This is a genomic window from Campylobacter sp. JMF_04 NA10, assembly GCF_027737655.1.
Taxonomy (GTDB): Bacteria; Campylobacterota; Campylobacteria; order Campylobacterales; family Campylobacteraceae; genus Campylobacter_B.
The window spans coordinates 94081-114096 of the sequence record NZ_JAOVTZ010000003.1 but is presented as its reverse complement, the minus strand read 5'-3'; the positions used below and the strand labels follow the sequence as shown (position 1 = coordinate 114096).

Below are 20016 nucleotides of genomic sequence, written 5' to 3'. Positions count from 1 at the left end.
AGAATTAATGAAGGAAATTTCACTAACAAAACTAAGCCTAGCAATCTATGCGGATATGTTTTTGCGCCTAGTTACCGCGCTGATTAACACCTACATGATAAGCCTTGTCGATGTCAGGCTCGTGGGCGCGCTAGGCGCTGGCAATCAGGTATTTTTGCTTTTTATCACGGTTTTTGGGTTTTTGGCTGTGGGTTGCTCGGTCGTGGTCGCCCAAGCTCTGGGGGCAAGGAATAAAATTTTAGCCCTGCGCGCAATACATACTAGCATTACCTTTAACGCCCTAATCGGCGGACTTAGCGGGGTTTTTGTATTTTCGTGCGCCACGCTTTTGCTCCGTGCCTTACAGGTGCCAAGCGAACTTCTCGCTGATAGCACGATTTATCTAAAAATCATTAGCATTGTCTTTGCAATCGACGCTGTGGCGATAGTTTTTAGCGCGATAATCCGCGTGTATGGCTATGCAAACTACATAATCATCATCTCTGTAACGATGAATATCATCACGCTAGTGGGAAATTTTATCGCACTTTTCCAGCCCTTTGGACTACCATTTTACGGGCTTTTTGGCGTGGGAATTAGCACGATTATCGGACGGATTGTGGGCGTGATACTTTTCGCGCTAATTGCCGTAAAAATCATAAAACTGAAATTTTACTTTTCAATGTTTTTGAAAATAAAATTTGAAATTTTACGCAAAATTTTATCCGTGGGATTGCCGAGCGCGGGGGAAAATCTGCTTTGGATCACGCAATATCTCGTCGCCTTTGCCTTTGTGGCGAGTATGGGCGAGGCAAGTCTTACGGTGCAGACGATTTATTTTCAGATTTCAAGCTTTATTTTCTTTGGCGGAAGCGCCATTAGCATGGCAAACGAGGTCATCGTAGGTCGCCTAGTGGGCGCAAAAGAGCCAGAACGCGCGTATTCGCACACCTTTCACGCGCTAAAAATCGGTCTAATCGTCACGGCGTTTTTCATCGCGGTTGTCTTTTTCGCGCGCGAGCTAATCATGAGCGTGCTAAATCTGGGCGGGGCGCACAAAGAAATCATGCGGCCGCTGTTTTATCTAACGATAATCTTAGAGCTTGGGCGCACTTTCAATATCGTTTTCGTAAATGCCTTGCGCGCCAGTGGCGATGCGAGATTTCCGTTTTTAATGGGACTGATTTTTATGTGGGGCGTGTCGCTTCCGGTGGGGTATTTTTTAGGCATTTCGCTTGGAATCGGGATTTTGGGCGTTTGGATTGGGTTTTTGTGCGACGAGTGGCTCAGAGGCGGGGCGAATACTTGGCGGTGGATTAGCAAAAAATGGCAGAGCAAACGATTAGTCTAAATTTGGGCGGAATTTGCGTTTTGGCGAGTTTCAAGCGCGTAAAATACGCTAGGATTCGCATTAGCCCTGATTGCGCCGTGCGTGCTAGCGTGCCGTGGTTTTGGAGCGCGAAAAGGGCGCAGGAATTTATCGCCTCGCATGAAATTTGGATTAAAAAAACCTTAGAAAAATACGAAAATTTGGCGCTAAAAGAAAACGAGAGTGAAATTTTAGGGCAAATTTATGAGCTGAAATTTGGCGAAAAATTCGCGGATTTGTGGAATACTGCACCGAAATTTAGTGCGCAAAATTTTAGCGGTGGCGATACTGCGCCGAAATTTTGCGAGAGTGGCGCGAGTGGTAGTGTGCTAAAATTTGACGCAAATTTTGCGAGTGATACTGCGCCGAGTGCCACGCCAAACACAAATTCCACAAATTCCACAAATTCCACGAATTCCACAAATTCCACAAATTCCCAGTCCGCCCAGTCCGCCCAGTCCGCCACGCCAAACGAAATTTTGGCGCAAAATTTGGCGAAATTTAACGGCAAAATCGCCATTTGCGGAAGCGAAATTTACTGCGCAAACGAAATAGAATTTGCGAAATTTAAGAAATTTTTGGCGTTAAACTTATACAAAGATTTGATTAAACTCTACTTGCCGTTCGTGCAAAAGAGTGTCCATCGCCTAGTCGTGCGCGATATGAAAACTCGCTGGGGCAGCTGCAACAGCGCGAAGGGCTACATAAATTTGTCGTTAAAATTGGTCGAAAAAGATTTGCGCTTTGTCCATTATGTCGTGCTTCACGAGCTAACTCACCTCATCTTTGCGCACCACAGGCGCGAATTTTACGACTTCATAGCTGAAATTATGCCTGATTTCAAAGAGCGAATTAATCTGGTGAAAAATAGATAATTTTTGCAAAAGCAAATCAAAAGTGTGAATTTACTATAATCTCGCCATTTTTGGTCAAAGGAAATTTTATGATAACAAAAGAAAATTTACGAGCCGTTCTTGCTATTATGGGCTTTTGCGAGAGTGAGAGTAACGAGAGCGAAATTTGGGAGAAAAGCTACTCAAATTCAAATCAAATTCAAGTAAATTTCACAGATGAAAAAATTCATTATCCAAACGATTTAAAATACGGCGACACAACTACCCAAAATTTCTCACACCTCGAAAATTTCGTTGTTTTAGAGTGCGTTGATAGACTTTTATCTATCGGCTACAAAAGTGCAAATTTAGAGTTAGAACCAAAATGGAAATTAGGACACGAAAGCAAAACTAGTGGTAAAGCAGACATCATCGTAAAAGACGAAAACGAAAAAATTTATCTTATCATCGAGTGCAAAACCTTTGGTGGCGAATTTAACAAAGAAAAAGCAAATATGCTCCGTGACGGCGGTCAACTTTTTAGCTATTTTACCCAAGATACAAATGCCAAATTTATCTGCCTTTATGCGAGTGATTTTGCAAATGAAAGCATAAAAAGAGAGTATTTTGCCGTCGATATGCGAGATGATGAACGCCTAAGCGTAGATTTACTTTACAAAAACGCAAACAGCGTTAGCGAATTTTTTCAGGTTTGGTGCAATACTTACGGACAAGATAGCTTTTGTAATGGCATTTTTGAAGACAATCTCACGCCTTATAAAATCCAAGAAATAAGCCTAAGCATTGAAAATTTACAAGAACTCTCCCACGATGATATACAAAAAAAATACCACGAATTTGCCACCATTTTACGCCAACATAACATTAGCGGACGAGAAAATGCTTTTGATAAACTTTTGAATTTATTTTTATGCAAAGTCATAGATGAAAAAGAAAACCCAAAAAAGCTTGAATTTAATTATCGTGGTAAAAGATACGATGATATTTATGATTTTTGCGATAGACTTCAAAAACTTTATCAAAAAGGTATGAAAGACTTTTTAAACACCGAAATTACCTATGTTTCAAATGACCAAATCAACAAAGCTTTTCGCTTTGTTAAAAAAGACCCAGACGCCACAAAAGAAAAAATCAACAATCTTTTCACACAGCTTAAATACTACACTAACAACGATTTTGCCTTTATCGAAGTTTATAACAAAGAGCTTTTTGAGAAAAACAGCGAAATTCTTATCAAAATGGTGCAAATGCTAAGAAATATCCGCCTAACCACCGCCACACACAATCAATTTTTGGGCGATTTGTTTGAAGGCTTTTTAGATAGCGGTGTCAAACAAAGCGAAGGGCAGTTTTTTACGCCGTTGCCGATAGTTAAATTCATAATCTCATCTTTGCCGATAAAAGAATTATTATCGCAAAATCAAGAAATAAAGGCTATTGATTACGCTTGTGGAGCAGGACATTTTCTAAATGAATACGCAAATTATATTAAAAATTTCACAACCCAAGACCAGCAAAAAGAGCTAGAAAAGGGCATTTACGGCATCGAAAAAGAAACAAGACTTGCCAAAGTCAGCAAAGTGGCTTCTTTTATGTATAACCAAAACATAAATATCTTAGGCAAAGACGCATTGAGCGATATTAGCGAGATTAAAAAGCTTAAATTTGACATTTTAATCGCAAATCCGCCGTATTCTGTCAAGGGCTTTTTATCCACGCTTTCGCCTAGCGAACGCCAAAATTACGAACTCTCGCAAATAGTCGGCGAAAACACAGCCACAAACAACGCCATTGAGTGCTTTTTTATTGAAAGAGCTTCGCAAATTTTAGCACAAAACGGCGTTGCAGGTATCATCGTGCCAAGTTCGCTTATCAACAAAAACGGCGAAATTTACAAAAAAACAAGAGAAATTTTACTTCGAAATTTCAAAATCATCGCCGTTAGCGAATTTGGAAATAAAACTTTTGGTCAAACAGGCACCAACACAGTCGTTTTATTTTTGCGTAAATTTAGCCAAAATCCAAGCCTCTACGAAGCCATAAAAGCTAGAAGCGAACATATCTTTAAAGGCGAGTTAAACGCCGTTTATGACGATGAAAGCGATTTGCGAAAATACTGCGAATTTATGGATTATGATTTTGACAAATTTATGGAATTTATCCGTTTGGGTGAAATTTTAGAAAACGAAATTTTTAGCGAATACATTGCCAAAATTCAAAAAAGTGGCGAATATAAAACGCTTTCAAAGAAAAAATCGGCTGATTTGGATAAATTTATTAAGGATAAAATTTTGGAAATCGAAAAAACCAAATTTATCTTTTTTATGCTAGTTTGTGAGCAAAAAACGCTAATCACAAAAAGCCCTAGCGAAAACAAAGAACAGAGTAAATTTTTAGGCTATGAGTGGAGCAACCGAAAAGGAAGCGAAGGCATAAAATATCTAAATTTACCAAGCATTGACGACGAAGACGAGCTAACCGAAACTTCCAAAGCGTTGCAAAGCATAAACACAACCCTTTACGACCCAAGCGAAAATCCAAACGATGAAAATTCGCTAAATAGCCAAAAACTAAATTTTTGGATTAGAGCGAACTTTAACGGCTCGTTTGATACGACTAAATTTAGCGCAAATTTGGAACTTCAAAAATACGCCCGTTACGCAAATTTGAAAGATTTAATCGACTTTAAAAAGAGTGAATTTGACCTAGCTATAAATTTATCCACAAGTAGCAAAGTGAAAATTGTGAGTAGGTATCCGCTCATTAAATTAAAAGATATTTGCGAAATGTATCAACCAAAAACAATTACTTCAAATGAAATAAAAGAAAATGGCGATTATAAAGTTTATGGTGCAAACGGAGTAATCGGATATTATGATAAATTTAATCACGAAAAATCAGTTATAGCAATGGCTTGTCGTGGCGCAACTTGTGGTGCTATAAATGTTACAGAACCTAAAAGTTGGGTAACAGGAAATGCTATGGTGATTATTCCTTTTGATGAAAATCAATTATCTGAAATATTTTTAAAACATATTTTGGATAATATTGATAAAAATTCGATTATTACAGGCTCGGCTCAACCACAAATAACTAGAACAAATTTAGAAAATTTAAAAATCCCTTTACCACCGATTGATATTCAAAAACAAATCGTAGATGAGTGCCAAAGCGTGGATAATGAAATTTCCACACTAAATTTTGAAATTTCCGAATTCCAAACAGAGCAAAGCAAAATTTTTGATAAATTTGATATTGATAAATATTCGTTGGTTAAATTAGAAAATAAATTTAATATTCTTATCGGTGGAACACCGAGCAGAAAAGAACCTAAATATTTTAATGGAAAAAATTTGTGGTTAAGTATTTCAGAGATGAATAACAATATCATTTATGACACAAAAGAAAAAATAACTGATTTGGCTATCGAAAATTCAAATGTAAAATTAATAAAAAAAGGCACAACTCTTATAAGCTTTAAATTATCTATTGGCAAGACTGCAATAGCTGGGCAAGATTTATATACAAATGAAGCAATAGCAGGATTGATTATAAAAGATGAATTTAAACATGAAATACTTGATAATTTTATTTTTTGTTTATTTACTTATTTTATAAAATTAGATAAAGATAATTTTAATGCTTTTGGAAAAAGCTTAAATTCAAAAGATTTACAAAATATAAAAATCCCGCTTCCACCACTTGAAGTGCAAGAAAAAATCGTAGCCGAATTTGAAAAAATTGAAAACGAAATTTCTATTCGCAAAGAAAAGCTAGAAAGCCTAAAAGGTGCATACAGCGAGATTTTGGATAGATATTTGAAATAATACATTATTGCGAGAATTTGCCTAATCTGTCATTGCGAGAGTTTTGAAAAAACTCGAAGCAATCCAGTAAAACGGCGAAGCCGTTTTTTATAAATTTAAACATTTTGATAATTCTCTGGATTGCTTCGAAAACTTCGTTTTCTCGCAATGACAATGGAAGCAAATTTAAAAATTCTCGCAATGACAGATTTAGCAAAATTTGCACTTTGATTACCGCGCAATAACAAATCGGCGCAGGGTTCATAGGTTCGCGCCAAGCGCGCTCTGCAAAGGCAAAACCACCCTCACTCGTCTTTTTTGCACTCTTGCGGGTTGTTACAGCCACAGCCCTCGCATTTGTTGCAGGAATTTTTATTTTTCGCAAAGCTTCTTGCTGCCAAAAACAAAAGCCCACCAAGCACCACTAAAACCGCGATTGTTCCGATATTGTTGATTAAAATTTCCATATCAAATTTTCTCTTTATAAGGTTTTGCTAGCATTAAAATCATCAGCGCAGCGCACGCGCACGCCACGAAAAGCCACACTCCCGCGCCCTGCGCACCACTAAAAAATCTGCCGAATTGATAAATCATAAGCGCGACCGCGTAAGAAAACAGCGTCTGATACACAAGCGCAAACGCCGTCCAGCGCGCACTTCTCATCTCTTTTGCGATTGTCGCCATTGCCGCTATGCAAGGCGCACAAAGCAGGTTAAAAGCCAAAAACGCATATCCGCTAAGCGTGTCAAGCCCAGAAAAATCGAGTATCCCAAAGACCGCCACGACCTCTTCTTTGGCTACTAAGCCCATAAGCGTAGCGATTGCGGATTTCGCGTCGCCAAAGCCCAGTGGCGCAAACACAGGCGCCACAAACGCGCCGATTTTGCCGATAAAGCTATCGTTTAAATCAAGCTCTATGTCAAAGACAAAGCCCCCGTCTGCGAAGCCAAACCTCGATCCGCACCAAATTAGCACCGATGAGATGAAAATTATCGTTCCAGCATTTTTGATAAACGAGCTAACGCGCTCTTTGACGCTTCTGTAAATATTTTTGAGGGTTGGCATGTGATATGGCGGCAGCTCCAAGACAAAAGGCGCAGGTTTGCCCGCAAACATCGGCGTTTTTTTGAGCATTAGCCCTGAAATCACAATCGCGCAAATCCCCAGAAAATACGCACTAGGCGCCACCCACCACACTCCGCCAAAAAGCGCAGCGGAAATGAGCGCAATCATCGGCATTTTCGCCGAGCACGGCATAAATGTCGTCGTCATAATGCCCATTTTGCGGTCTTTTTCGCTCTCGATTGTGCGTGTGGCTAGCACGCCAGGCACGCCACAGCCTGTGCCGATTAGCATAGGGATAAAAGACTTGCCACTAAGCCCAAATTTACGAAATGCGCGGTCTAAGACAAAAGCCACGCGCGTCATATATCCGCACGCCTCCAAAAACGCTAAAAAGATAAAAAGCACCGCCATTTGTGGCACGAAGCCAAGCACCGCTCCCACGCCACTAATAACGCCGTCGATTATAAGACTTTTTAGCCACTGCGCGCAGTTTATGCGCTCCAAAAACTCGTCCATTACCACAGGAAGCCCACGCAGATACAGCCCATACTCGCTAGGATTTGGTAAAATTTCGGCTTGTAAATTCGCACTAGCTAGTGAAATTTGCTCTTTTAAATTTTCGTTTGAAATTTGCGAAATTTCACCACTTAGTGCGTCAAAATTTTCGCTAAATGCGCCAAAATCGCCTTCATTGCAAGCAGTTTTTAAATTTTCTGAGGCTGCGCTAAATTCAGGATTTATCAAATCTAGCGCGCCCACAAATTCGCTCGTGCAAATTTTACTTTGCAAATGCTCGCTAAGAGCCTGCTCGTATTTTTCGCCACTTCCCACGAAAAATCCGTCGCCAAAAATCCCGTCATTTACGGTGTCCGTCATCAGCCCACCCACGCCTGTAACCGAAGTGTAATACACGATAAACATAATCACCGCAAAAATCGGCAAAGCTAGTATCCTATGCGTCAAAACCTTGTCAATATTTTCGCTAGCATTTGCCACGAAATCGGTGTTTTTGGCAAAACACGCCTCTTTTACGCGCGCGATATAGTTGTATCGCTCATTTGCGATAATCCCCACGCTATCGTCATCTAGCTCGGTTTCACAGGATTTGATTTTTTCCTCGATTAGGCTAAATTTGGCTTTTTCGATTTTTAGCTCTTTTAGCACGCTCTCATCGCGCTCGAAAATTTTAACCGCATACCACCTATCGCCCTTTTCGCCCTTTAAAACAGCGTCTTCGATATGCGCTAGCGCGTGTTCGGCTGGACCGCAAAAATCGTGTTTTGGGTGCGGGGCAGGGTTTTTGCTAGCCTCGATTGCTAGCTCCACGCATAAATTCGTGCCGATATTTTTAAGCGCAGAAATCTCCACACATGGCGCGCCAAGGGTTTTGCTAAGAAGTTTTAAATCGATTTTATCGCCTCTTTTGCGCAAAATATCGGTCATATTCACAGCGATTACCATTGGAATTTCAAGCTCCAAAAGTTGCGTGCTAAGGTATAAATTTCGCTCTAAATTCGTGCCGTCGATGATATTTAAAATCACATCTGGATTTTCGTGCAATAAATAATTGCGCGCCACAATCTCTTCTGGCGTGTATGGCGAGAGCGAGTAAATGCCCGGTAAATCGGTAATTATGATATTTTCTTTGCCGATTAAACAGCCCTCTTTTTTCTCGACCGTTACGCCCGGCCAGTTGCCCACAAAGGCATTTGCGCCAGTTAGGGCGTTAAAAAATGTCGTTTTGCCACAATTCGGATTTCCTACAAGTGCGATTTTTATCATTTTTACTCTTTAAATTTGCAAATTTTATAAATTTTCGACCTCTATCAATGACGCGTCAGCCTTGCGTAGCGAGAGCTCGTATCCTCTCACGCCTAGCTCCAAAGGATCGCCTAAGGGGGCTGCTTTTTTTAGCTTTATCTCAATGCCTTTTGTAATCCCCATATCCATAATCCGGCGCCTCAAAGCGCCGTCTCCGTGGATTTTGACCACCTTGACACTTGCGCCGATTTTTACCTCGTTTAGCCTTTGCATAAATTCTCCATAAATTTCATTATTTAAAGAAATTTTTGATTTTGCTTAAAATTCCCTCGTCATTTTCGCCAAAGCTAGCTTGCAATTCGCGCAAAAGCTCGGTTTGTTTGTCGTTTAGTTTCTTTGGAGTTTGGACGCTGATTTGCACAATCAAATCGCCTTTTTGCTTCGTTCTGATATTTGGCGCGCCCTCGCCATGGATCACAAATCTATCCTTATCCTTGCTTCCGACTTTTAATTTTAGCTCAGTTTTGCCATCAAGCGTCGGCACTTCGATACTCTCGCCCAAAATCGCTTGGGTGAAAAACACAGGCACTTCGATATACAAATCATCGCCGTCGCGCTCGAAATGGCTATCTGAGCGCACCCTTACTAGCACATACACATCGCCGACCTCGCCTGTTTTAGAGACATTTCCTTTGCCCCCTAGGCGGATTCTTTGCCCATCATCAATTCCTGCTGGTATGTCAAATTTGACGCTGATTTCCTCTTCGATATATGCCTTGCCGCCGCAATCTTTGCATTTTTCTTTTATACTTTCGCCACTTCCACCGCACGCGCTACAAGTCTGAATAAAGCTCATATATCCGCGCCTTGCCATGATTCGCCCAGAACCACCACAAGTTTGGCAGGTGTGTTTTTTCTTGTCTTTTGAGCCGGTTGCGTCGCAGGTAGGGCATGGTTTTTTGATTTTGTATTTGACATCTTTATGCACGCCGCGTAGAGCTTCTTTAAATTCCAAAGTAACGGCTAATTCTGTATCTATACCATACGGATCGACGCTTCGTTTGGCTCTGCTACCGCCTCCGCCAAAGGCTTGCTCGAAAAAGTCGCTAAACATCGAACCAAACCCAAAGGCATCTCCTGCATTGCCGCCACCGCCAAATCCGCCAGATAAGCCCTCTTTGCCGTATCTATCATACATTTTGCGTTTTTCTTCATCGCCTAGGACTTGGTAAGCTTCGTTTATTTTCTTAAACTGCTCTTCGCTCTCTTTGTTGCCTTGGTTGCGGTCTGGGTGGTGCTGCAAGGCTAGTTTGCGAAATGCCTTTTTTATCGTTTCAGCGTCCGCGTCGCGCGCCACGCCTAAAATATCATAATAATCTTCTTCCATTATCTCTCCTAAACTAAAAAGGCTCAATTTTATCTAAATTTGCTAAAATGCAAGTTAAGATTTAACTATTTTACAATATAATGCAAAATTTCAAAATTTTTATAAAGGACGCGTCATGGTAAATGTGCTTATGATCGAAGACGATAGCGAATTTGCTACTTTGCTAAGTGAATATTTGGCTAAATTTAATATCAATGTTACAAATTTCGAAGACCCATATATCGGACTAAGTGCCGGAATCAAAAACTATGATTTACTAATTTTGGATTTAACTCTTCCGGGCATGGACGGACTGGAAGTATGCAAAGAAATCCGCGAAAAATACGATATTCCAATCATCATTAGCTCGGCCAGATCTGATGTCAGCGACAAGGTCGTGGGGCTTCAAATCGGAGCAGATGATTATCTGCCTAAACCTTACGATCCAAAGGAAATGCACGCGCGCATTATGAGCCTAATTCGCCGTTACAAAAAAACAATCGAAAAAGAAGAAACCGTCGCTGATAGCGTATTTCGCATAGATGAAAAACGCCATGAAATTTACTTTGGCGAAGAGGCACTCGTGCTAACTCCGGCTGAATATGAAATTTTAGAATATCTCATCAAACAACACAGCTTTTCTGTTTCTCGCGAGCAGTTAGTATATCACTGCAAGAGCCTAAAAGACAAAGACTCAAAAAGCCTTGATGTCATCATTGGGCGACTTCGCACAAAAATTGGCGATAATTCAAAATCACCAAAACATATTTTTTCAGTTCGCGGAATCGGATATAAGCTCATCGGATGAAGCACTCTTTAATCACGAAAATTACGATATTTTTCGTAACTGCGATAATTTTGGTTTGCGTGCTGTTTATCACATTTGGGCGAATTCAAATGAACAAAGCCCTAGGTAGCATGCAAGCAAACCAAATCAACGCCGTAAATTACCTGCTAGAATCCTACAAACGAAACAACCCGCCACAAGATATCGAAAGCTATTTTTCAAATTTTGGCTTAGAGCTTGTCAAGGATAAAAATTTAGTCCAAAATGTCCTAATTTCAGGCAAAAAATACTTCGCGCAAGAAACTGCCATAGGCGAGATTAGCTCGATCGAGTATAACAACACTCTGTTTTTAAATATCAAAAACAACTCAATGGTCGTGGTTTTTGAGAGCATTGGCACCAAAAATTTAAACGATCCGCTCTGGGTGGGATTTTTGATTACTATTGTGGTTTTGTTTTCGCTGTATCTCTCGATTTTACGCAGTTTCGCGCCACTAAAAAAGCTTAGCAAAAACATAAAACAATTCTCACTTGGAAATTTAGAAATAGATTTAAAACAAATTCGCCGTGAAGACGAAATCGGCCAAGTAGCGCATGAATTTAACAACGCGATTATTAAAATTCAAGAGCTTATCCGCTCTCGACAGCTGTTTTTACGCACTATAATGCACGAGCTAAAAACCCCGATTGGCAAAGGCAGACTAATCACCGAAATGCTCGATGACGAGACGCAAAAGACGCGCCTTGTGGCTGTTTTTGAAAGGCTTGAAATTTTGATTAATGAATTTGCAAAAATCGAGCAACTTCTATCGAAAAGCTACACGCTAAATTACCAAAAATACCATTTTAGCCTGATTTTAGAGCAGGTTCGCGATATGTCAATGCTAGATAAATGGGATAGCTTAGTTGCCGAAAATATCGAAGATGACGCCATTATCAATGTCGATTTTGGGCTTTTTGCCTTGGCGATTAAAAATTTAATCGACAATGGCCTAAAATATTCCAGCGATCACCATGTCAGCGTGATTTGCGACGAAAACAAAATCAGCGTAGCCAACCACGGAGCCGCGCTTGAAAAATCCTTCGAGCACTACAAACAAGCCTTTATTCGTAACAAAAACGAAAAGGCCACTGGCATGGGGCTTGGGCTGTATATCATAGATAAAATTTGCGAACTTCACAAATTTAGCTTTACTTATAATTATTCAGATAATACACATTATTTTTCTATAATTTTCAACAATCCAGGCAGTAAAAAATGAGTGCAAATGATAAATTTGAAGAGCTAGTTGCTAGCTTTGAAAAGCTCCCGGGCGTGGGCAAAAAGTCGGCTTTGCGTTTTGCGTATTATGTCAGCGTGCAAAATTCAACCCTCGGGCTAAATTTAGCTCACAATATCGAAGAAGCTGTGCGGGGTCTGAAAAAATGTGAAATTTGCGGTGCGATTTGTGAGGACGAGATTTGCGAATACTGCGCCGATGAGGAGCGAGAGAGCGAGAAAATCGCCATTGTAGAGAGCCCAAAAGATATTTTTATCTTTGAGAGTAATAAAATTTTTAACGGCAAATATTTTGTCTTAGAAGACGCTAGCGAAGAAATCATCGACAAACTTCGCGCCATGATAATCCAAAATGGCGCAAATGAGCTGATTTTTGCGCTAACGCCTAGTATAAATTCAGACGGGATTATGCTCTATGTCGAGGATAAACTCTCTGATTTAAATTTGCGTTTTAGCAAGCTTGCCCAAGGCGTGCCAACTGGCGTAAGCTTGGATAATATAGATATGCTTTCGCTTATGAAGGCAATCAACGGGCGCACGAATATATAAATTTAAAAGGAAAAATAGTGAAAAAGGTTCATTTCATAGGCATTGGCGGTATCGGAATCAGCGCGCTGGCTAGATTTTTGCAGGAGCGAAACTACACGATTTCAGGCTCTGATATTTCAGAAAGCCCCACTACGATAAAACTACGCGAAAGCGGTATGGATATCAACACCCCGCACAGCGCAGAGGCGATAAAAGATCAAGAGGTCGTGGTGTATTCAGCCGCTATCAAAGAGGATAATGTCGAGCTAGTCGAAGCCAAAAGGCGCGGTATCAAATGCCTATCGCGCAAAGAAGCCTTGCCTTATGTGCTAAAAGACAAGCATGTATTTGCCGTGGCTGGGGCGCATGGCAAAAGCACCACAAGCGCGATTGCCTCATCGCTGATAAATGGCTCGGTTATCATCGGCGCGATTAGCAAGCAGTTTGGCTCAAATATGAAATACGAAAACAGCGAAAATATCATTTTCGAAGCCGACGAGAGCGATTCTAGCTTTCTTAACTCCAACCCTTATGTCGCTGTGGTAACCAACGCAGAACCTGAGCACATGGATCATTATGATAATGATATAGACAAATTTCACGCTGCATATCGCGGATTTTTGGAAAGGGCTAAAATTCGCGTTATCAACGCCGAGGACGAATTTTTAGGCTCGTTAAATTTAAGCGCGATTAAACTCTACCCTTCGCGCGATATCACGGATTTAAAAATGGTTTTACGCGATAATCAACCCTATCTTAGCTTCAATCTCAAAGAGCTTGGCAGATTCGAGGTTTTTGGGATTGGCGAGCATATCGCAATCGACGCATCGCTTGCGATTTTAGCCGCTGCGTGCGAGACGGGGCTAGAAAACATACGCCAAAATTTATTAAACTACAAAGGCATTAAAAAGCGTTTTGACATACTCTGCGCTAATCCAAATTTCGTCCTAATCGACGATTATGGTCATCACCCCACAGAGATCGCCGCTACGCTAAAAAGCGCGAAAGAATACGCCGCCTTGCTAGGCATTAGCAAGATTACGGCGATTTTCCAGCCACACAGATACAGCAGGTTAAAGGCAAATTTAGCCGGGTTTAAAGAGTGCTTTGGCGAGGGTGTGGATTTGGTGATTTTGCCTGTGTATGCAGCCGGCGAGAACCCAAACGGCGTGGATTTAAAAGAAGAGTTTAAAGGGCTTAATCCGCTTTTTGCCGAGAGAGTATTTAGAAACGGCGAAAAGATCGAATTCAGCGATATTTTTGGCGTGCGCCATATCATCAATGACGGCCTAGTAATCGGCTTTGGCGCAGGTGATATCACATATCAGTTGCGTGGAGAATTTTAAGGAAAAGTTGTGCGATTTTTGATTTTTATTTTTGCTTTTTTATTCATAGTGGCGATTTTTTTCGTGGATAATAAAATTTTAAATGCAAAATTTAAAATTTTGCTTACTGCAATTATTTTATGCGTGGGAGGCAGCGCCTATTTTTACGAAAATTTTAGCGCAAATTTTGCTAAAAATTCCCAGCAAATCGTAAATGCCTTTAACGCTGGAAAAAGCGTGAAATGCCGTGGCGAGAGCGTGGAGAGCGCGCATTTTACCTACTCGTTTTCGCTAAATTCCTTCATCGCCAAAAAAGACGCCCCACACCCATACAACGGCAAAATTTACGAGATTAAAGAGTGCGAATTATGAACATAGACGAGCTGTTTAAAAAACTCGATTTAAGCGAGTATTTAGCTAAATTTAACTCATATTTGGCACGCGAAAAACCACTATTTTTGCACGGCGATAACAAGATAAATTTCGAAAAAATAAATGAATTAGCCAAATTTGACATAAATCCTTGCGAAACTATCGCAAATCTCGATGACGCGCTAATGCGCCTTGGCAAGCACGCCGTGCTTCACATAAGCGAAATTTACGAATTTAGCAAGATTATCCGATATTTTTTGTATCTAAAAAGGCAAAACTTCGAAGGAAAACTGCGCGCGTATCTCGATAAAATCGAAATTCCAGATAGCATAAAAGCCATAAAAGACTATTTTGACGAAAACGGCGCCTTCAAAGACAGCGTCGATGAGCGTTTCATCGCGCTAAATGAGGCTTACAAAATCAAGCGCGAAGAGATTAATCAAACCCTAAAAAAGCTAATCTACACAAAATCCATTTCGCCCTACCTAGCCGACACGCAGATTCACTATATCAACGACAGCGAGACGCTTTTGGTGCGGGGCGGATTTAACCACGCGCTAAAAGGCGCAGTTTTGGCGCGCTCGGCAAATGGGTATTTTTATGTCGCACCCGATGCTGTAACCGCGCTCAAATCGGCTCAAAGTGCGATTTTGGATAAAAAAGAAGAAATCATTTTCGAGCATTGTAAAATAATTAGTTCAAATTTCACCAAAAATTTGCCGTTTTTGAAATTTATAAACTCGGCTTTCGACGAAATCGACGGACTTATCGCAAGAGCGCAGATGATGAGGGCAAACGACTATGAAATCGTGCTAGCTGATAGTTCAAAAGATATAGTAATTAGCGAATTTGCCCACCCTGCGCTAAAAAATCCTAAAAAAATCAGCGTGGAATTTAGGGGCAAAATTTTGCTTATTACTGGCGTAAATGCTGGCGGAAAATCCATGCTTTTAAAAAGCATAATGAGTGCGTGCCTGCTAGGCAAATACCTGCTTCCAATGCGAATTTGCACCCAAAAGAGCAAGATTGGCTCGTTTAAGGAATTTGAACTAATCATGGAAGATCCGCAAAATGCTAAAAACGATATCTCCACATTTGCTGGGCGTATGGTCGCATTTAGCAAGCTTTTTGGGCGCAAGGATATGATTGTAGGTGTCGATGAAATCGAGCTTGGGACTGATTTCGAAGAGGCTGCGAGCCTATATAGCGCGATGATAGAGCGCCTCATGCAAAACGATATCAAAATGGTCATCACCACCCACCACAAACGCCTCGCAATGCTTTTGGCAAAAGACGCCAATGTCGAGCTAATCGCCGCGCTGTATGACGAGAAAAACAGCGTCCCAAAATACGAATTTTTAAAGGGAATTATCGGCAAATCATACGCTTTTGAGACGGCACTTCGATATGGTATAGCGCAAAATTTAGTCGCAGTCGCGCGCCAAAATTACGGCGAAAATAAAGAGAATTTAAACGAAGCAATCTCAAAAGCGATAAATTTAGAGCTAGAATTAAGGCAAAAACTTATCGCCACCGAGCAAAAAGAGCGCAAACTAGACGCCCTTACCGCCACACTAAAAGAGCAAAAAGAAAACACACAAAACGAGCTAGCCGCCACGATTTCTAGGCTAGAAAACGAGTATTACCACGCTATAAACGAGGCCAAACGCACGGTTAGGCTAAATGATACCAAAGAAAAGCAACGCAGTATAAACCACGCAAACGAGCTAGTTAAGGCGATTTCTAAACCGGAATTTAGTGCCAGCGAGCCTGTGGATTTCAAGGTCGGCGATCGCGTAAAATACGGCAAAATCAAGGGCGAAATCGTAAGCCTAAACAAAACTATGGCGATGATTGAAAGCGACGGAATAAGGCTTCGTGTGCCACGCGATATGCTAAAACTAAGCGGAAATCAGCCAGCCCCAGCGCCAAATAAAATCAGCATAAAGGTCGAAAAACCACGCGAAGCCTCGCTCGTGCTAGATCTGCACGGACTGCGCGCCGATGAGGCGATAACGCGCCTTGATAAATTCATCAGCCAAAGCCTTGTAATGGGCTTTGACGAGGTTATCGTAAAGCATGGAATCGGCACTGGCAAACTAGCCTACGCCGTAAAAGAGTTTCTCAAATCACACCCAAGCGTGAAAGATTTCCGCGACGGAGCCCCGAATGAAGGGGGTTTTGGAAGCAAGGTTGTCAAACTCTAAAATCTGCGTGAAATTTCAAAATTTAGTGTGAAATTTTTGCTTTTATGATATTTGGTATCAGTTAAATTTAATCTACAATCCACTATAATAATATCAAATATCAAAATATAAAAGGTTAGCGATGAAAAATTTCACACCAAATAGCGAAATTTTCGGCTTTGCTGGAAACAAAGATTTCGTGCCAGATATTTTTAAAGAATTTTGCAAAGAGCAAATTTGCCAAATTTTTTTGACGCTGTATAACGCAAATCTTGGTAGCACTTATCAAATCCCGCATAAATTTAGCCGTAATTGCACCAAAATTCGCCAAATTTTTGATAAATTTATCAAATTTTCACTCGCCAAAAATAGCCTAAATTTCAAAAAAACAACCAAATTTTGCCTTACTTCAAATTTAATCATTTACTCATTTTTACAGGGCAAAAAGGCTCCACTTTGCGCGAGCTTGCCAAAACTCAAAGTCGCCAAAATCATCGCCCTACTCCAAAACAACGGCAAATTTGGCATTAATTTCGACGCTTCAAACGGTTTTAAAAATTTCGTGTTTGACAAAATTTCATACAAAAACAAAAACTGCCAAATCTCTCTAAATGGCGAGGTTATCGTCATACAAAAGGGCGAATTTCGCCTTGGAATTTTGCCCTTTTTTAGGCAGGTTGGCGACGCAAACGGCGCAGGTATTCAAAGCGACATCGCCCTTGCAATCTCGCAAAATTCGCACCTAGGGCTTGATTCTTTGTATCTCGTCTATCCTAGAAGCGAGCATTTTCGTCGTCATATCGAGGTCAAATCCCACTCTTTCGCGCCGGATTTCACTCTCAAACTCGTCCCTTACAGTATAAATAATAAAATTTTTTTGAAAGGATAAAACATGGTAGGAATTATTTTTGGTAGCTCTATGGGCAACACAGAGGACGCTGCAAAGGCGATTTCAGCGCAACTTGGCATTGAAAACGAGGTCGTAAATGTCGCCGACATCGCCCCTAGCGAGCTTGGCAAATACAGCTCGCTCATCGTAGGAAGCTCGACTTGGAACGACGGCGAGTTGCAGGACGACTGGGCGAGCTTCGATTTTAGTGCTCTTGAAGTTACGGGCAAAACCGTGGCGATCTTTGGCATGGGCGATAGTGCTAGCTACTCGGACGCCTACTGCAACGCAATGGCAGAATTATACGAAAATTTTGTCGCAAAAGGCGCCGTAATCGTGGGCGCGGTGAGCACTGAGGGGTATGAGTTTGACGCTAGCAACGCTGTCAAAGAGGGCAAATTCGTAGGACTTGCCCTAGATAACGACAACCAAAGCGATTTGACGGATTCTAGAATTAGCGCGTGGGTGGAGCAAATCAAGCCAAATTTGGCGTAAATTTATATAGTTTGGGGGATACTGCGCCGCGAAATTTTAAAATTTTGCGCGCCTTTTTAGATACTGCGCCGCGAAATTTAGTGGCGCAATTTTAATCAAAGTGGCGAAATCTCGCCACTTTTAGCCTTAAATTTTAAAATTTATTTTGTATAAAATCCCAAAATTTCGCAAATGTAAATTCTATGAAAATCCTTGTTAGAGTACCACATTTCAGGCTCTTGCGAGCTTATAAAATCCTCTTCTTTAAAATATGAAGTGTAGAGTTTTTTGCATTTTAGTATCAAATTCGCCTCTTCAAAACCGATTAAATCCCGCTCTAACAAAACCGAATTTAGCCCGCAGTTTGCGGCCTTGTCCTCGTCTTTTCCACTGATTTTGCCACAATATGCCAGAGCCTTTTTCTGACCTCCGCCAAAAAACGAAAGGCTCATAAGCTCGCCTTTTTCGCTAAATTTGAAGGTGTGGCGTTGCGGGCGGATGTAGATGTGCGCCACTGGCTTTTCCCACAAATAGCCAAATCCACCCCATGAAGCGGTCATTGTGTTGTAGTGTGGGTATTTTTCGCTAGTGCCGCTGCTAACTAGCATCCACTCTTTTCCTACGCTAGAAAACGGCTTTAAAACGCTATCTAAGTCCGATATTTTGGCTTCATTAAACTTAAAACTCATTGTTTTTCCTTTTGAAAAATTAGGTAAATTCTAGCGATTTTTTGTTTAAATTTGCAAATTCGCTTTAATCTGTCATTGCGAGAAGCGACAGCGACGAAGCAATCCAGAGAAATTTAAAAAAATTTTAATTCACAATAAAATTTGATAAATTTTAAATTCGCTCTAAATTTTACTGGATTGCCACGACGGCTACGCCGTCTCGCAATGACAATAGGGTTACCAAATTTTTGGTGGGCAAGGATGCCCACCCTACGCTAAAACTCATCGTTTTCTCCCTTATATTGAAGTTTATTTTCTAAATTTTTTATCTTATTAATTTTGTCTTTCCATTTGGTAGATATTTCAAAGTCGAATTCACTACTATATCGTGCTTCTGAAAATCTTTCGTAATCTGCAATCTTAGCCGTATAACTTTTATCGTGAATCGCTATTTTTTTGAAATAGTAGAATTCTTCTAACTCGTCTATACTTTTATCATAGATGTTTTCATAATGCCTACAAACTCTTCCAAAATCAATTCTATCATCTAACAATTCTGACGCAAAAACAATAAAATGTGGATTTTGTGGAATAAGCACATAGTATCGCTTATCTCTTTTTTCAATAAACGCATAATTAGTAAAAAAGTCAATCTTAAAGCCTTTATAAAAAAACGGCTTAATATATATAAAATTTTCTATAAAATCTCCGTTTTCATCGATTAAGTCTTTTTGTGCGAACGGGTCAAATAACTCTTTTTTTGGTAGCGGATTGCTTTTTAAAATTTCTTCATAATTTGCTTTAACACTACCATTGTTATCGCAAATTTTAGATACGATATTCATCAGTTTTTTTAAATTTAAATTTTTATCTATTTTCCAAAATCTACAATTTGTCTTGCTACTGTTATACAATGTGCAATCCTCATAATCCGAGTATGTGTTTCTAAGTTTCCAATCGCCCCTTTTGTGTCTCATTATCTCAATTTCATCTTCACTAAAATTATCAAGCTTATACAATTTTTGTAAATAATCTCTTAAATTTCGCTCCACCAACTCTTTAACGCTTACTTTGCCATTTTCCGTTATTTCTTCAAATGTTGCGTTATGATTATAAAAATACTCCCTATCTTGCCTGTCTTGTTCTCTTTCGTTGGCAATGTTATAATTTTTGTAAAAAACATAACAAGATACTATTAAAATATAGGTTCCTATTATAAACAATTTAATTTTCCAATTTTCCATTTTATTTCCTTTTTAATACAAGCAAAGAGATTTTAAATTGTAAAATTATTTCTACTTTATTTGT

The 20016-nt window shown here is 40.2% G+C and carries 18 protein-coding genes; 11 read left to right on the top strand and 7 right to left on the bottom strand.

From position 1 onward, the window contains the following. The first annotated feature begins 7 nt into the window (after positions 1 to 7). The 3 genes from OFO12_RS05505 (at position 8) to OFO12_RS05495 (ending at position 6029) form a co-directional block, all read left to right on the top strand. The gene (locus tag OFO12_RS05505; protein ID WP_270869763.1) at positions 8 to 1330 is read left to right on the top strand and encodes an MATE family efflux transporter; all 1323 of its coding nucleotides are present in this window, start codon (positions 8 to 10) and stop codon (positions 1328 to 1330) included. Next, positions 1306 to 2223 (top strand): M48 family metallopeptidase, encoded by a 918-nt coding sequence (locus OFO12_RS05500; RefSeq protein WP_270869762.1) that lies wholly within the window; start codon positions 1306 to 1308, stop codon positions 2221 to 2223. The genes OFO12_RS05505 and OFO12_RS05500 overlap by 25 nt, the downstream gene beginning before the upstream one ends. Before the next feature lie 68 nt (positions 2224 to 2291). Continuing rightward, entirely contained in the window at positions 2292 to 6029 is a 3738-nt protein-coding gene (locus tag OFO12_RS05495; RefSeq protein WP_270869761.1) for a restriction endonuclease subunit S, read from the top strand. Positions 6030 to 6033: 4 nt separating this feature from the next. Here OFO12_RS05495 and OFO12_RS05490 read toward each other — a convergent pair whose 3' ends face one another. From OFO12_RS05490 to dnaJ, 5 genes are read right to left on the bottom strand one after another with little or no spacing between them, the layout of a single operon-like run. Beyond that, the gene (locus OFO12_RS05490) at positions 6034 to 6354 is read right to left on the bottom strand and encodes a hypothetical protein (protein ID WP_270869760.1); all 321 of its coding nucleotides are present in this window, start codon (positions 6352 to 6354) and stop codon (positions 6034 to 6036) included. Further along, entirely contained in the window at positions 6314 to 6475 is a 162-nt protein-coding gene (locus OFO12_RS05485; protein ID WP_270869759.1) for a FeoB-associated Cys-rich membrane protein, read from the bottom strand. The genes OFO12_RS05490 and OFO12_RS05485 overlap by 41 nt, the downstream gene beginning before the upstream one ends. Before the next feature lies 1 nt (position 6476). Continuing rightward, entirely contained in the window at positions 6477 to 8855 is a 2379-nt protein-coding gene (gene feoB, locus OFO12_RS05480) for a ferrous iron transporter B (RefSeq protein ID WP_270869758.1), read from the bottom strand. A 24-nt stretch (positions 8856 to 8879) separates the two neighbouring features. After that, on the bottom strand, positions 8880 to 9107 hold the full coding sequence (locus OFO12_RS05475) for a FeoA family protein (RefSeq protein ID WP_270859198.1): 228 nt from the start codon (positions 9105 to 9107) through the stop codon (positions 8880 to 8882). Positions 9108 to 9126: 19 nt separating this feature from the next. Continuing rightward, positions 9127 to 10221, bottom strand: coding sequence for a molecular chaperone DnaJ (gene dnaJ, locus OFO12_RS05470; protein ID WP_270869757.1), 1095 nt, complete (start codon positions 10219 to 10221; stop codon positions 9127 to 9129). 115 nt (positions 10222 to 10336) lie between these two features. Here dnaJ and OFO12_RS05465 point away from each other — a divergent pair, with 115 nt between their 5' ends. The 8 genes from OFO12_RS05465 (at position 10337) to fldA (ending at position 18061) form a co-directional block, all read left to right on the top strand. Continuing rightward, positions 10337 to 11008, top strand: a complete 672-nt coding sequence (locus OFO12_RS05465; protein ID WP_270859200.1) for a response regulator transcription factor — start codon at positions 10337 to 10339, stop codon at positions 11006 to 11008. Continuing rightward, the gene (locus OFO12_RS05460) at positions 11005 to 12249 is read left to right on the top strand and encodes an ArsS family sensor histidine kinase (RefSeq protein WP_270859201.1); all 1245 of its coding nucleotides are present in this window, start codon (positions 11005 to 11007) and stop codon (positions 12247 to 12249) included. Before OFO12_RS05465 ends, OFO12_RS05460 begins: the two co-directional genes overlap by 4 nt. After that, positions 12246 to 12815, top strand: a complete 570-nt coding sequence (gene recR, locus OFO12_RS05455) for a recombination mediator RecR (RefSeq protein ID WP_270859202.1) — start codon at positions 12246 to 12248, stop codon at positions 12813 to 12815. The genes OFO12_RS05460 and recR overlap by 4 nt, the downstream gene beginning before the upstream one ends. Positions 12816 to 12832: 17 nt before the next feature. Beyond that, positions 12833 to 14140 (top strand): UDP-N-acetylmuramate--L-alanine ligase, encoded by a 1308-nt coding sequence (gene murC / locus OFO12_RS05450; RefSeq protein WP_270869756.1) that lies wholly within the window; start codon positions 12833 to 12835, stop codon positions 14138 to 14140. A 9-nt stretch (positions 14141 to 14149) separates the two neighbouring features. After that, positions 14150 to 14491, top strand: coding sequence for a hypothetical protein (locus OFO12_RS05445; RefSeq protein WP_270859204.1), 342 nt, complete (start codon positions 14150 to 14152; stop codon positions 14489 to 14491). After that, positions 14488 to 16698 carry an endonuclease MutS2 gene (locus OFO12_RS05440; protein WP_270869755.1) on the top strand — a complete coding sequence of 737 codons (2211 nt, stop codon included), beginning with the start codon at positions 14488 to 14490 and terminating at the stop codon, positions 16696 to 16698. The genes OFO12_RS05445 and OFO12_RS05440 overlap by 4 nt, the downstream gene beginning before the upstream one ends. Before the next feature lie 121 nt (positions 16699 to 16819). Further along, positions 16820 to 17566 carry a hypothetical protein gene (locus OFO12_RS05435; protein WP_270869754.1) on the top strand — a complete coding sequence of 249 codons (747 nt, stop codon included), beginning with the start codon at positions 16820 to 16822 and terminating at the stop codon, positions 17564 to 17566. Positions 17567 to 17569: 3 nt separating this feature from the next. After that, complete coding sequence (fldA, locus tag OFO12_RS05430; RefSeq protein ID WP_270869753.1) at positions 17570 to 18061, top strand: flavodoxin FldA; 492 nt, start codon at positions 17570 to 17572, stop codon at positions 18059 to 18061. A 140-nt stretch (positions 18062 to 18201) separates the two neighbouring features. Here fldA and OFO12_RS05425 read toward each other — a convergent pair whose 3' ends face one another. Both OFO12_RS05425 and OFO12_RS05420 read right to left on the bottom strand, forming a co-directional pair. Continuing rightward, the gene (locus OFO12_RS05425) at positions 18202 to 18729 is read right to left on the bottom strand and encodes a hypothetical protein (RefSeq protein ID WP_270869752.1); all 528 of its coding nucleotides are present in this window, start codon (positions 18727 to 18729) and stop codon (positions 18202 to 18204) included. 254 nt (positions 18730 to 18983) lie between these two features. Next, positions 18984 to 19952 carry a hypothetical protein gene (locus OFO12_RS05420; RefSeq protein ID WP_270869751.1) on the bottom strand — a complete coding sequence of 323 codons (969 nt, stop codon included), beginning with the start codon at positions 19950 to 19952 and terminating at the stop codon, positions 18984 to 18986. Positions 19953 to 20016 lie beyond the last annotated feature (64 nt).